The sequence below is a fragment of the Laceyella tengchongensis genome, from assembly GCF_900182735.1.
GTDB classification, from domain to species: Bacteria; Bacillota; Bacilli; order Thermoactinomycetales; family Thermoactinomycetaceae; genus Laceyella; species Laceyella tengchongensis.
In genome coordinates, this window is record NZ_FXTU01000001.1 from 389412 (window position 1) to 403623 (window position 14212).

13 protein-coding genes are annotated in these 14212 nt (G+C 51.3%); 9 read left to right on the plus strand and 4 right to left on the minus strand.

Going from position 1 to position 14212, the window contains the following annotated elements; translation table 11 throughout:
* Positions 1 to 73: 73 nt before the first annotated feature.
* The 5 genes from QQZ12_RS01890 to QQZ12_RS01910 all read left to right on the plus strand — a co-directional run bounded on the left by QQZ12_RS01890 (position 74) and on the right by QQZ12_RS01910 (position 5000).
* A complete protein-coding gene (locus QQZ12_RS01890; protein WP_284723877.1) occupies positions 74 to 1567 on the plus strand; it encodes a sensor histidine kinase in 1494 nt (497 codons plus the stop codon).
* Positions 1542 to 2234 carry a response regulator transcription factor gene (locus QQZ12_RS01895; RefSeq protein WP_102991766.1) on the plus strand — a complete coding sequence of 231 codons (693 nt, stop codon included), beginning with the start codon at positions 1542 to 1544 and terminating at the stop codon, positions 2232 to 2234. The genes QQZ12_RS01890 and QQZ12_RS01895 overlap by 26 nt, the downstream gene beginning before the upstream one ends.
* 226 nt (positions 2235 to 2460) lie before the next feature.
* A complete protein-coding gene (locus QQZ12_RS01900; RefSeq protein ID WP_102991767.1) occupies positions 2461 to 3354 on the plus strand; it encodes a dimethylarginine dimethylaminohydrolase family protein in 894 nt (297 codons plus the stop codon).
* A gap of 93 nt (positions 3355 to 3447) precedes the next feature.
* Positions 3448 to 3963, plus strand: coding sequence for a mismatch-specific DNA-glycosylase (locus QQZ12_RS01905; protein ID WP_102991768.1), 516 nt, complete (start codon positions 3448 to 3450; stop codon positions 3961 to 3963).
* Positions 3964 to 4229: 266 nt separating this feature from the next.
* Complete coding sequence (locus tag QQZ12_RS01910) at positions 4230 to 5000, plus strand: DeoR/GlpR family DNA-binding transcription regulator (protein ID WP_102991769.1); 771 nt, start codon at positions 4230 to 4232, stop codon at positions 4998 to 5000.
* Here the strand turns inward: QQZ12_RS01910 and QQZ12_RS01915 are convergent.
* A complete protein-coding gene (locus tag QQZ12_RS01915) occupies positions 4997 to 5947 on the minus strand; it encodes a class I SAM-dependent methyltransferase (RefSeq protein WP_284723878.1) in 951 nt (316 codons plus the stop codon). The genes QQZ12_RS01910 and QQZ12_RS01915 overlap by 4 nt on opposite strands.
* A 143-nt stretch (positions 5948 to 6090) precedes the next feature.
* Positions 6091 to 7455, minus strand: coding sequence for a sigma-54 interaction domain-containing protein (locus QQZ12_RS01920; RefSeq protein ID WP_223248042.1), 1365 nt, complete (start codon positions 7453 to 7455; stop codon positions 6091 to 6093).
* 198 nt (positions 7456 to 7653) lie between these two features.
* Between QQZ12_RS01920 and QQZ12_RS01925 the strand changes: the two genes are divergently transcribed.
* Positions 7654 to 8574, plus strand: a complete 921-nt coding sequence (locus tag QQZ12_RS01925) for a proline dehydrogenase family protein (protein WP_102991771.1) — start codon at positions 7654 to 7656, stop codon at positions 8572 to 8574.
* A 148-nt stretch (positions 8575 to 8722) separates the two neighbouring features.
* Here the strand turns inward: QQZ12_RS01925 and QQZ12_RS01930 are convergent, their stop codons facing one another.
* A complete protein-coding gene (locus tag QQZ12_RS01930) occupies positions 8723 to 8968 on the minus strand; it encodes a hypothetical protein (protein ID WP_106343259.1) in 246 nt (81 codons plus the stop codon).
* 434 nt (positions 8969 to 9402) lie between these two features.
* Here QQZ12_RS01930 and ald point away from each other — a divergent pair, with 434 nt between their 5' ends.
* The 3 genes from ald to trhA all read left to right on the plus strand — a co-directional run bounded on the left by ald (position 9403) and on the right by trhA (position 13130).
* Positions 9403 to 10536: an alanine dehydrogenase gene (ald, locus tag QQZ12_RS01935; protein ID WP_102991773.1), complete on the plus strand. Its 1134-nt coding sequence runs from the start codon at positions 9403 to 9405 to the stop codon at positions 10534 to 10536.
* Between the two features lie 232 nt (positions 10537 to 10768).
* Positions 10769 to 12376, plus strand: coding sequence for a PucR family transcriptional regulator (locus QQZ12_RS01940; protein ID WP_284723879.1), 1608 nt, complete (start codon positions 10769 to 10771; stop codon positions 12374 to 12376).
* A 91-nt stretch (positions 12377 to 12467) separates the two neighbouring features.
* A complete protein-coding gene (gene trhA, locus QQZ12_RS01945; RefSeq protein ID WP_245888390.1) occupies positions 12468 to 13130 on the plus strand; it encodes a PAQR family membrane homeostasis protein TrhA in 663 nt (220 codons plus the stop codon).
* A 51-nt stretch (positions 13131 to 13181) separates the two neighbouring features.
* On the opposite strand, the gene QQZ12_RS01950 is transcribed toward trhA, so the two are convergent.
* Positions 13182 to 14153: an L-threonine 3-dehydrogenase gene (locus QQZ12_RS01950; protein ID WP_102991775.1), complete on the minus strand. Its 972-nt coding sequence runs from the start codon at positions 14151 to 14153 to the stop codon at positions 13182 to 13184.
* Positions 14154 to 14212 lie beyond the last annotated feature (59 nt).

Here is a 14212-nt window from a genome sequence, read left to right on the forward strand (position 1 = left end):
CGGGTATGATGGCAGGGAAATAACAAAGTCGCGGATAAAGACGCTTGTCCGTCGCAAAAGGGGGAAGGGGAAGTTGAAGAACACCTCACTGCGCCTCCGGTTTTTGCTCACTTTCACATCCATATTCATCCTTTCCCTGGTGCTACTCGTGTCCGGTGTCTTGGTGAGCATGGTGGCGCTGGCCGGGGACATCACCGGTGTGAGCCATTTTTACACCCACTACATCGCGCAAAAACCGCTCAGCGCTCAAGAGGAAAATCTGTATCTCGACTTAAAATACATGGCCAAGAAACAGCCAGATCTGCTCGAAAAAAAGCAGGTATGGCACAATTTGGAGAAAAAACGGCTGGCTACGGTGAAGATGGCCTTGGTTGTACGCAAAGGGCAAACTGTTTTGTACCAGTCGCCCACACTGAAAGACAAACAGGTCGCCCAGGTCTTGCCGCCATACGAACCGGCCAATCTCAAGGTGCGCGACACCTTGGAAGTGAACGGGCAATATTATTCATTTGTCAAATTTGATTATGATTGTCCCGATCAAGGCGACGGCAGTTTGTATCTACTGAAAAAGGTTAATCCCTTCACCGAGTTGGTTCGCAAATGCCTGCCTTTCTTTTTGGTGATGTTGCTGATTTTATTTGTCGGTAGCAATGGGTATGTGTATTACCTGGTCTCCCGCAGTGTCATCCGTCCGCTCAATCACTTGGAGCGGGTTGCCAACCGGATCAAAGAAGGAGAATTGGACTTTCGTATCGCGCCCATGGCCCGGGACGAGATTGGCAGGGTGGCCAGCGCTTTTGAAGAGATGAGATCCAAACTCAAAGATTCAGTCGAACAACAAGTGCAGACTGAACAAAGCCGTAAGGAAATGGTTTCTTCCATTTCCCACGATCTGAAAACCCCCATCACTTCCATCATCGGTTATGTAGAAGGCATTCGAGACGGAGTGGCCAACACGCCCGACAAAGTGGAACAATATTTGGCGACGATCGCCTCCAAGGCGCGCTATATGGATCGCATGATTGATGAATTGGCGTTGTTTTCCAAATTGGATTTGAAGCAAGCCCCGTTTTCGTTTCAATCGATTCATCTGCAAGCGTATTTACGGGATGTGCTAGAAGAACGGGCGGTTGATTTGGCCAAAGCGGGGTTTGTCGTGCGCCATGACTGGCCGTCGGAACCAATCTACGTGTGGGCCGATCCGGAAAAGCTAGCCCGGGTGTTGGGCAATGTGCTGGACAACAGCGTGAAGTATGGGGACAAAGAAGAGAAGTGGTTGGCCGTCAACATCACTTGTGGTGACGACATGGCAACCATCGAAATGAAGGACAATGGCGCGGGCATCGAGCTGCCTAGTCTGTCTCGGGTGTTTGAGCGCTTTTATCGCGCTGAGCCTTCCCGTAGCTCTCAGACCGGGGGAAGCGGATTGGGATTGGCTATCGCCAAACAGATCGTGGAGGGACATGGCGGCCGGATTTGGGCTGTGAGTGAAAAATCCAAGGGAACAAGCATTTTCTTCACCCTACCGATGGCAGGTGAACATGGTGAAACGAGTGTTAATCATTGAAGATGACACCAGCATTGCGCAATTGCAAAAAGATTATTTAGAGGTGAATGGCTTTCTGGTGGAGGTGGAGCATTCGGGTCACAAGGGGTTGCAGGCCGCACTGGGCGCCGATTATGACTTGATTGTGCTGGATCTGATGTTGCCCAACATCGACGGGTTCGAAGTGTGCCGTCGGATTCGGGCGGAAAAAGACGTTTGCATCTTGTTGGTGACCGCTCGCAATGAGGATATCGACAAGATTAAAGGCTTTAGCCTCGGTGCCGACGATTATATTACTAAGCCGTTTAGCCCCGGTGAGTTCGTCGCCAGGGTGAAAGCGCATCTGGCGCGTTATGAACGCCTTTTGGCCAAACGGGAAGAACAGCAGCAGGAAATTCACCTGCGCGATGTGGTCATCAACCAATCGTCACACCGCGTCCATGTCAGGGGGCGGGAAGTGTTTCTGACGAGCAAAGAATTTGAGCTATTGTGCTTCTTTGCCAACCATCCCAACCATGTGTTTAGCAAAGAGAATTTGTTCGACCGGCTGTGGGGCGTGGATGCGACCGCTGATCTGTCCACCGTGACGGTGCACGTCCGCCGATTGCGTGAAAAAATTGAAGCCAACCCTTCCCGCCCGCAGTTGATTGAAACCGTGTGGGGAGCCGGTTACCGTTTGAACGTCTGACCAAAACAACCCTTGCGTTTGGCATGGATGCCGGTGCAAGGGTTGTTTGGCGCAGGGTACCGCTCCTTGCACCTATCACACGGGACTAGCTGTTTGAAAGGCAAATGAAGTGGGAACTGAACCTAGTACAGAGGTTCAGCCGATGCGGTTGTGCGTCTGTTAAGCAAGCGGCAGGTGGGATGGATTGTTGGATGTTCAAAGAAGCGGAAAGGAGTGAACGCTGCCGATGGCGACCATAGGAAGCAGACAACGTGATGGTGATTTTATCGAGCGGTCTGTATATTGTGAAAGCGAGTATGACCGATTGCAGGAAGTGTTGATGTGCCCGCCTGCTTATATGACCATTAAAGAAGTGATCAACCATACGCAACAACATTATTTCCGGGAAAACATTGATGTGGCGCGCGCAACTAAACAATTTAACGAATTTATTGAATTTTTGGTTAATATGTCCATCCGGGTGGAACTGTTGCCGCCTGCGCCCACCCTTCCTGAACAAGTGTTTACTCGGGACATCGGCGTGGTGATTGCGAATCGCCTCATCTTGTCAAGCATGGAGCACTCCATTCGGCGGGGGGAGGAGAAAGCGTTAGAAGCTTGGCTTCGCAAACAGGTCATCCCATTCACCAAAGTACAGAGTGGAAGCTTGGAAGGGGGAGACATGATAATAGACGGCCACCAGATCTGGGTTGGCGTTGGCAATCGCACGTCCCCTGAGGTGGTAGACGAGTTGCGGGCATTGTTTCCCAGCCATCAGGTTTCGGCCATTGCCGTGCGACCACGGTATCTGCATTTGGACTGCATTTTGAATGTGGTTGCGCCAGGGGTGGCATTGGCGTATGTGGATGCCTTTGATATCGAATCCTTGGCAACGTTGCGCCGGTTTTATCGATTGATCGAGGTGACTGAAGAAGAGCAGTTTCGGCTGGCGACCAATGTGCTGTCGCTAGGTGAGGGACGTATCATCAGCTTGCCGCAAAACAGACGTGTCAATGAAGAGTTGGGGAAAGCGGGGTTGGAAGTGTATGAAATCGACATCACGGAAATTACGAAATCGGGTGGTTCGTTTCGGTGTATCACCTTTCCATTGCGCCGCGGCGGGGTTTTTGTCGGTGACTGACGGTTGTGCCATAATATGAGTGCGCGCGGGAGCCAGTTCGCTAAAAACAGCTGAGCCAAGCGCGAAGAACCACGCTAACGGAGGTGAGCGGGATTGCCAACCGCTATTCCTGACCACTTGGCTCCCGATTTGGATATTTTGTTCGTCGGGTTCAACCCCAGTCTTAAATCGGGGGAAACCGGGCATCATTATGCGAATCCGCACAACCGATTTTGGAAAATCTTGCACTTGTCGGGATTAACCCCGCGGTTGTACCGTGCGGAAGAAGACAGGGAGTTGTTGAAGCTGGGTTATGGCTTTACCAACATCGTTGAGCGTCCGACCCAGCGTGCGGACCAGATTACGAAAGAGGAATACCGCGTCGGGCGACTTCGGCTGATGCAGAAGATTGCGGATTTGCGCCCCCGGGTGGTCTGCTTCGTGGGCAAAGGCGTGTACCTCCAATATAGCGGCAAGAAAAGCGCCGCATGGGGATTGCAGGAATCATCCGTCATTCCAGGGGTGCAGGAGTTTGTGGCCCCTTCTTCCAGCGGGTTGGTCCGCATGAAGTTGGATGAGATCGTGGCCATTTATGCCGAATTGGCACGGCTCATCAAGCTCTCCCAATAAAAAATCCGCTGAACGCGCAATAAGTCAGGCGCCACAGCAGATGACAAGGGATGAACGGCGGCGATATCACGCCTCCCGCATGCTGGAGTAACGCTATCGCCCCGTTCATCAATTTCGGTCTCTCTCTTTGTACCACTATACCCCGAGCGGAAGCGGTCAAGCAAAACGCTTTATAAGTAATTGTAAGTGAAATTATAATGTATTTGACCATATAACTTAAATATGCTTATATTTACGTAAGAATACTGATTGAGCGGGAGGGTTTCATGTACCAAGAAGAAAGATTGGTCGCCATCATGCGGTATCTCAAAGAACATCAGCGCATGAGTGTGCAGGAGATTTGTGAACGGTTTGGTGTGTCGCGCGATACGGCCCGCCGCGATTTGGTGAAATTAAGCGAGCAAAACGCCATCATTAGGACACGGGGTGGAGCAGTGTTACCCGTGGTACAAAAGGAGATCGAAAGCTATAAGGAACGGCTCGATTTAAAGAGTGAAGTGAAGAGCCGGATCGGCGCGGAAGCGGCCCGCCACATCAAACAGGGAGATTTGGTGCTGATGGATACTTCCACCACCGTCCAACACGCCGCTCAAGCATTGCAGGCGGAAGAGGTGACCGTGGTGACCAATTCCATTGACATCGCCGATATTCTATCGACGAAAGAGCGGGTGACCGTTCATTTGCTCGGGGGCGTGTTCCATGCGCACAGCCGGTATTTGTACGGGGTGGGCACGGTGAAAAAGTTGCAGGAATACCATGTTGACAAGTGTTTTATGGGAGGGGGCGGAGTGGCCGAGGACGGCATTTATTTTCCGAGTGAAGATGATGGGCAAGTGGTGCGGCAAATGATCGCCCAGGCAGAACAAGTGATTGTGTTGGTGGATCGCACCAAGTTTAACAAAAAACTATTTTTCAAAGTGTGCGCATTGGAACAAATCGATGTCCTGATTGCTGACGATGTGCCCGAGGAGTGGCAGGAGAGATTGGCGCAGGCGGAAGTGGAAGTAATAAGGGTGATGCCGGGTGTGAGGAGCTAAGAGAAATAGGTGCGGAAAAAACGGATCTGCGGTTCTGCTTCCCGTTGCTTCACTTGTACCAAGGCAGCGCGGTAAAATGGGTAGCCCGCCAGATGGGGGCCTTCGGGGTTTAGGTATCTCCGCCGGTAGGTGACGGCGTTGACATCCTCTACCAAAACCAATCCGCGCGCCTCCAGATAAGCAGGCAACTGTTCGGGGAGCATCCCAAATGTCCACGGTTCCCGGATGCGTTCCAACAACCGGTGGATGCGCCGTGTTTTTTTGTCTGCCGCCAACTGCTTGATAGCATGTTGGTGCACATAGGTGAACAGCAGAAAACTGCCGGGCGCGGTGGTGCTGATAAAGCGCAGGGTGCTGTCAACCGCTTGTTCAGTCAGGTATTGGGTCACGCCTTCCCAGATGAAAAAAGCGGGTTGGGAAGGATCAAAGCCGGCGGCGCTCAAGGTTCGTTCCAATTGCTGCACATTGAGGTCGGTTTCGACAAACGTCACGCTTGTGGGCAATTCGCCGAGCAAGCCGGCTAGCTTTTTTCGCTTGGCGGAGAGCGTGTGCGGTTGATCCACTTCAAACACCCGCACGTTTCGCATGCGCGGGATGCGGTAAGCACGGCTGTCGAAGCCAGAACCTAAGATCACCACTTGGCTTATGCCCTGTTCCAAGGCATGGGTCAGGTGATCATCGATCAAGCGGGTGCGAGCTACCCCTGATGTTCGGGCGCCGGGGCCAAAGCGATCCAACAACATCGGCACGATTCTGCCAATAAAGGGTAGGCGAGCGAACTGGGTGGCCGCTTGCAAAGGGGTGCAAATGAACCGGACAGCAAAAGGGTCTTCAAACAGCCGGCGCTCTTTAGGGTAGCTTTTTTCCAATGCGCGGAACCAAGCGGCAAATTCGGCTGTCCAACTGGCTTGCCCTGACTGACGCCTTTGGTTGGTCGATTGGATCATGTAAGTGAACTCACCTCTAAGCACCGATATTTCTTTCTATATATTCGATATTTCTATGGATATGTCTCTTTCATTTTGACAAAAGACAACCAGCCGTCCGGAATGAAGCGGGAGGCTGGTTTTTGTGCGGTGATGGGCAAGCATCATCGTAATCCGTATTTTTTCATTTTGTTGTAGAGTGTTCCCCGGGAAATGCCTAACAACTTGGCGGCAGCCGCTTTGTTTCCGTACGTGGTGCGCAGTGCATTTTGTATCGCGTGATATTCGGAGGTTGCTTCCCCCGTGCCGCTGGGGAGAGTGGGGGGGAGCGGTGCTTCAGCGTGCAGCCGGGGCACTTGCACGGCGGTTGGCAAATGCTCACGGCTGATCGGTCCATCCTCGGTCAGGATTACCAGCCGTTCGATGATATTACGGAGCTCACGGATATTTCCGGGCCAATTGTAGTTCATCAAGGTGACCAGTACTTCCGGACTGAATTCAGGATTGGGCTTGCCGTATTGCACAGCGATTTCCCTGGCGAACAATTGGATTAATTCGGGAATGTCCTCGATCCGATCGCGGAGGGGAGGCACTTCGATTGACACCACATTGAGGCGGTAGAAGAGATCCTCGCGAAAAGCGCCCGCGGTGACGCGCTCTTCTAAGTTCCGGTTGGTGGCGGCGATGATGCGGATGTCCACTTTGACCGGTTCGGTTCCTCCCACGCGGTAAAATTGTTTCTCTTGTAGCACGCGCAACAATTTTACTTGCATGTCCAAGGGAAGTTCGCCGATTTCATCCAAAAAAAGGGTTCCTTTATGCGCCAACTCCAGCTTGCCCGCTTTTCCTGTCCGATCCGCGCCTGTGAAGGCGCCCCCCTGGTAGCCGAACAGCTCGCTTTCAAAAAGGGAAGCCGGGATCGCCCCGCAATTGATGGCGACAAAGGGGTGTTTGGCCCGTTGGCTACCATGATGGATGGCATGTGCAAACAATTCTTTACCGACCCCCGATTCGCCGGTGATGAGCACGGTCGCGTCAGTTGGCGCGACGCGGCGGGCCACTTGCACCGCTTGCAAAATGGCCGGGCCGCTTCCTTTGATGCGGTGGAAAGGGTCCGGGGCAGAGGCCAGTTGACTGATTTTTTCTTCCAGAGTATGGAGCTGGGAAGTGGTGGAAAACAATTCATTCCCCAAGCGGACCAATTTGGTCACGTCCTGTTCGCAAGAAATGGCTCCGATCATGGTGCCGTTTCGGAAAATAGGGGATGTATTCACCAAGACGTACACGCCGGGGCGTGGTTCATGGTAGGCCTCCTGAATCGGTTGCCCATCTTCCAGCATGCGTGAGATCATGAGGGAATTCCAGCTGAAGTCCGATATGTTTTTGCCGACGATCTTCGCCGCGGGAATGTTATACAGCTGTTCTGCGGCTTTGTTCCAGTGAAGTACCGTCCCGTCGGGGTCGACAATGGTGATCGCTTCGCTGACCATGTCCAACAAGGTGTTTAAAATCGTTTCCGCGTGTAACAATGGCGTTTCCTCCTACCCAGTGCCGGGTTGATAATCGTGAACAAAAGTGTAATCGATTGAACATAAATGTGCAAGTGATTGAACACCTTTGTGTACATTTAGTGAATAAATGGCCAACAAATTCTGTGAAAATGAGTTGGTATGATTCTTGCTAGATTGTTTATTACTAAAACAGAAAAGGCACAAGGGGAGATTACGATGGAACAATTGATGCGGGATATGTTTTTATTCTTGTCAAAAAACAAAGTAGCCAATAAAGCGGCAAAAAAATGGGGGCTTCGGTTTGGGGCGAACCGATTCGTGGCCGGTGAAACCATCAAAGCGGCGATCTCCACGGTCAAAGAGCTAAATGAAAAAGGCATTGTTGCGACATTGGACCATTTGGGCGAATTTGTATTTAGTGAAGAAGAAGCAATCGAATCGGCTGATTATTGTATCCGTACTTTGGAAGCGATTGCAGAAGCGGGTGTAAAGTCCAATCTGTCATTAAAAATGACACAGTTGGGTTTGGACATTTCCAAAGAACTGTGCATGAAAAACATGCGCCGCATTCTTGATTGCGCCAAACGCCTCAACAACTTTGTGCGGATCGACATGGAAGATTACGAACACAATCAAATCACCATGGACATTTTTAGTGAGTTGCGGGAAGAATACGGTGAAACCGTGGGCTTGGTCGTGCAAGCATATTTGTACAAAGTAGAGCAGGACATCGATGAGTTGAACAAGTTTAAGCCAAACCTGCGCTTGGTGAAAGGTGCGTACAAAGAATCTCCAGAAGTGGCTTTCCCGGCCAAAGAAGATGTGGATCGCAATTTCATCAAGATCATCGAGAAACACCTTCTTTACGGGAATTACGCAGCTATCGCCACTCATGATGATAACGTGATTGAACACGTCAAAAAGTTTGTGAAAGAGCACAATATACCCTTCTCGCAGTTTGAATTCCAAATGCTGTATGGCATCCGGGTGCAAAGACAGCTGGAACTCGCTAAAGAAGGATACACGATGCGGGTGTATGTGCCTTATGGCAACGACTGGTACGGCTACTTCATGCGCCGCTTGGCCGAGCGTCCGGCCAATGTCGCGTTTGTGTTGAAATCGATGTTCAAAAAATAAGAATCCGTTTGTAACTGACCGGCTTTTGGACGTTTGTCTTGCGAGCCGGTTTTTTGATGGATAACCTCTCCGTGAGCGGCTGGGAAAAGGTTTTTGATGCCCGACCCCCGCTCTTCACCCCAAAAGCTAGCCTCTCTTATTCTCGCTACTACAACGCCGCCAATTTTTCAAGATAGTCGGGATAAAGTTCATCAAATTTGTGCGACATGTCCTGCAACATCTCGTGCATTTGATCAAACGTCAGGGGTTCATGCAGGGTATGGCAGACATCCAACGCCTCAAAGTGATAGTTGTGTAGAATGTCCCACACTTCCAGATGAACTTGGTTTTCCATGACGACGAAAAAGAGTTTCAGATCGATCCGATCTTTAAAGACAACACCTAGTACCTTCATGTAGGTCTCCTCCTAAGATGCGTAACAACGATGATAATGACCTATGGTGCGTGTTACAAGAGTCGATGCCCATTCCAAGCGCGGCCACTGGCTAGGATGTGTCTGGCAAATCAAGTTGGTGGGAAAGAAGTGGCGGAAAAACCTTTTCTCGAGAACAAGTGAAGCGAATAAGAAAATGGTTTTTGGAGCCGTTGCCCAATTCATCAGACACGCCCTAGTCACCGTTCGGACAGCGCGGGTGCATTGATAGAAATGGAATGGACATTGGTTCGTATGAATAAATCAACTCTATCATAGCAGGTTTGCGCGTCAAATGGGTGACGTTGGCAGGATGTTGAAGGAAAATGGCTTGAGTTTATACATGTTGTCTAATGTAATCGTTTTCCTTTGGTTTTATACTTTATTTTATCATACTGAATGTAAAGGTGATGGCGATGATCATTGGTGTACCTAAAGAAATAAAAAACAACGAAAACCGGGTTGGTTTGACCCCGGGCGGCGTAGCAGCCTTTATCGGCCAAGGTCATGAAGTGTGGGTGGAAACAGGCGCTGGTCTGGGAAGCGGATTCAGCGATGAAGCGTACAAGGAAGCGGGTGCGAAAATCGTTTCCAGCGCCAAAGAGGCATGGTCGGCTGAAATGGTGATGAAAGTGAAAGAGCCGTTGAAGGAAGAGTACGGTTATTTCCGTGAAGGCCTCATTCTTTACACCTACCTGCACCTGGCGGCGGAACCGGAGTTGACGAAAGCGCTGATCGACAACAAAGTGGCGGCGATCGCTTATGAAACGATCCAGCTGGACAACGGTTCATTGCCGCTGTTGACTCCGATGAGTGAAGTGGCAGGACGGATGTCGATCCAAATCGGTGCCCAATTCTTGGAGAAAGCGAAAGGCGGCAAAGGAGTTCTGCTCGGCGGCGTGCCCGGCGTGTTGCCTGCGGAAGTAGTGATTGTTGGTGGCGGTATTGTAGGTACCAACGCTGCGAAAATGGCAGTGGGCCTCGGCGCAAGCGTAACCATCCTCGATATCAGCGCTGAGCGTCTGCGCCAATTGGACGATCTGTTCCAAGGACGTGTCAAAACGTTGATGTCCAATCCTTACAACTTGGCCAATGCAGTCAAAAAAGCGGATCTGCTGATCGGCGCCGTGCTGATCCCTGGTGCGCGCGCACCGCGGTTGGTGACGGAAGACATGGTGAAAAGCATGGAAGAAGGATCGGTAATCGTGGACGTGGCCATTGACCAAGGTGGTTCTATTGAAACGGTTGACCGCATCACCACACACAGCAACCCAACTTATGTGAAACACGGCGTCTTGCATTATGCGGTGGCCAATATTCCGGGATCGGTCGCCCGCACTTCTACGCTGGCCCTGTCCAACGTAACGGTACCATACGGATTGCAGCTCGCTAATAAAGGGGTAGTACAGGCGGTTTCCGAAAACAAAGCCCTCGCCAAAGGGGTAAACACACTGGACGGCGTGTTGACTTGTCGTGCGGTAGCGGAAGCCCATGGACTGTCTTTCCAAGAGTTGGCAGAAGTCCTGCGCAAAGAATCCGTATTGCATTAATGAAAATCGATTCACTCCTAAAACACCACATGCAGATAAACAAGAGAGGTGGCGAACATGCCGCCTCTCTTGTTTTTTTGTGATTTGCCGGTGTGCGCCTCTGCCATGCGAGAAGCGATGGGAAAAGGTGATGGAGTTGCCGGTCATCACTATCATTTCACAGCAAAGTTCTTTACAATAGGGTTATTGGGTTTATGACGGAAATAATCAAGTGGCAAGGGGGTGAGATAAGATGAATATCCTTGATACTTTTACCGTAGCAGAAATGTTAAAACGCCCCTTGTTTCAAAAGGCAAAGGTCATTGCCGGGCAAGGTGGGCTGAACCGCGCCGTTCGCTGGGTTCATGTGCTGGAGATCCTTGACGGCTCTTCCTATGTCAAAGGCGGGGAGTTGGTGCTGATGACCGGGGTGGGGCTAGGCGAGGAGAAAGAGCTGAAGCTAGATTATGTCCGTGAGCTCGTTGAAAGCAAAGTGGCCGCATTGTCGATTGAGATGGTACACCAATTCGTCGTCATTCCGGAGGCGGTCAAGCGCTTTGCCGATGAGCGCCAGTTTCCCATCATCATTTTTGAGGAGCCGGTCTCATTTGTGGAGATCACGCAGGACATCCACACTTGGCTGATCGCGCGGCATCAAGACCAGCTGTTGTCGCTGGAGCGCATCTCGACCCAATTTTTGCAATTAACTTTGCAACCGCAGGGGTTGAGAAAAATCCTGCAACTCTTACACAAGGAAACCGGCTTTGTGGTCTGGATTGAAGATTATCTGGGCAAGACGTTCATCTACCCCGAGACGGAAACGCCGCTAAAGAAGAACACGCTTCGCCGCCCGATCACGGTGTTAGAAGTGAACATCGGCGAGCTTTACATCAAAACCACCCGCAAGCTGACGGAGTATTTGAATCTGATCATAGATCGCGTGATGATCGCCATCGCCCAAGAGTATTTGCGCCAATTTTTGTCTGAAGAGTGGGAGCTGGAAGAAGGCAAGCGGTGGATGGTCGATTTGGTAGGCGGCAAGCGGGGCGAGGTGCCGTCGAGCCTGCTCGGGGTGTTTGAGAAACGGAAAAATTGCGTACTGTGCGCGCTGAGCCAAGACGAGTGGACGTTTGCGGATGAGAGCGGACTAGGGCGAGTGTTTTTGGTGCAGCTGATCCGCATGATGCAGCATGTGTTTGAGCAGAAAGGGATCAAAGTCTGGGTGGCTCCAGTGGAGAACCGCTTGGCGATCATTCTCGCCGAACAGCAAACATTTGCTGCTGATCCCTTTATCGCTCGTGTTGACAAAGGGTTTGACATGCTGTTCGCACAATTCCGTCGACTTCATCCGCGTTTGACGACCCGATGGAAAGTGGGGGTCAGCCATCGGCTTGACCATCTTGACCGGATGGCTAAGGCGTGGGAAGAGGCCTGTTTGGCTTTGTCCATGGACGAAGTGCCTCAAGATGATCTCCAGGGTGATGAGGAAGGGAGCGCCGTCATGGGTACGCATACGCTGATCCATTATGAGAAGTTGCGGGCGTGGCAACTGTTTTTGCATATGGACACGGCGGCGGTGCAATCTTTTGTCGACCTTCACTTGGGCCCGTTGTTGCAATACGACGCTAGAAATAAGACGAACTTAGTGCGCACCTTGGAAGTGTACTTTCAAACTGGCCTGCAAAAACAGCAGACGGCCAAATCTTTGTTCATCCACAGGCAAACCTTGTACTACCGCCTGGAACAAATCGCTGCCATGCTGGGGGATGATTGGGAAGCACCTGCCCGGCGCCTCGCGTTGGAAACGGCCGTCTCCGGCTATCGTTTCTTGTCGGCGCGCCAAAAGAAAAGGGACTGGTAGTGGCGGCCGCGTATCAGGACGTGGTTTTTCTGCTACCTCTACCAGTCAACCTGAGTTGCCAGGCACGTCCTTTACAAGGAGAGATTCGAATATGTGGAATGCGTTGAAAATGAAAGAACCCGTCAATACCTGGACCCACTTTGTTACTTGTCTGGCGGCGGTTGTCGGCTTGGTTTACCTGATCTTGTTGAGCCGGGAAAACATCTCCACCTTGATCACCATGACCATCTACGGAGTTAGCCTCATTTTGCTGTATGCTGCCAGTTCGATTTATCATTGGGTGAAAACGACGCCGAAAAAGGAACTGATCCTGAAGAAGATCGACCACTGCGCCATTTACCTGCTGATTGCCGGTTCCTACACTCCGGTGTTTTACCATGGGTTGGACGGGCTGTGGCGAACGGTCATGTTAACGGTGATCTGGGTGATGTGCGTCATAGGCATTGTCTTGAAAATTACCTTCATCCACCTTCCGCGTTACGTGTCGACTGCGTTTTATGTCACACTTGGGTGGATCGCGGTGATCCCTTTTGTTAAACTGGTGGAAGTGCTACCGCTAGGGGCAATCATCTTGATGATCGTGGGCGGTGTGTTGTACACCATCGGCTCTATCATTTATGCCACCAAGATATTTGACTTCTTTCCCCAAAAATTTGGGTTTCATGAGATTTTCCATCTGTTTATCTCTGCCGGTTCCGGTGTCCACTTTGCCATGATGGTCGCTTATATCATTCCGCTGGGAATGCAATCATAACAAAAACGTCTCCCCATCTATCTGGGGAGACGTTTTTTGCTGTTTCTGATGTCACCGTGACGGGTGCAAGTTGGCGGGAGTGAGTTTTTCACTCAGCTTTTGCAACATGTCCGCTGTCATTTTGTCCAAATCATAAGCTGCTTTGAAGCCCCATTCCTCCTTGGCCGCCGTGGCGTCGATGGAATTGGGCCAGCTTTCGGCGATTCCTTGGCGCACTGGATCGACGTCATAGTCCAAGGTGAAGGAGGGGATATGCTTGCGGATGGCCGCGGCAATCTCTTCCGGTTCAAAGGACATCGCCGTCACATTGAAGGCGTTGCGGTGTTTCAGCTTGGCAGCGTCGGCTTCCATCAAGGTGATGATCGCGTTCAAGGCGTCAGGCATATACATCATGTCCATGTATGTGCCTTGTGCGATGTAAGACGTGTACCGGCCCTGCTTGATCGCTTCATAATAGATTTCCACCGCATAATCGGTGGTGCCGCCGCCGGGGGGAGCCACATAAGATATCAGTCCCGGAAAGCGGAGGCCACGGGTATCCACCCCGAATTTATGGTAGTAATAGTCACACAACAATTCGCCAGATACTTTGTTGACCCCATACATGGTGGTAGGACGCTGAATGGTGTCCTGCGGAGTGTTGTCTTTGGGCGTGGAAGGGCCAAAGGCGCCGATCGAGCTGGGGGTAAAAAATTGGCAATCCAGCTCACGAGCTACTTCGAGGGCGTTGACCAATCCGCCCATGTTTAGATTCCAAGCCAAGAGGGGTTTGGCTTCGGCGGTTGCTGACAGCAATGCTGCCAGATGGATGATGGTGTCCACCTGCCGTTTTTTGGCGACGGCGTACATCGCTTCGGCATCAGTGACATCCAATATCTCAAAGGGGCCTGACTCCACAACGGGACTATCCGTCCGCCGGATGTCAGTGGCGATGACATGGCTTGCGCCATAGATTTCCCGCAAGCGCATGACGAGTTCTGATCCGATTTGCCCCAAGGCTCCAGTAACAAGGATTCTCTTCATAAGTCTTCCTCCAACATCAAATGGAACGATTTGTCTTCAGGCGACTTGCGCCCAATGAA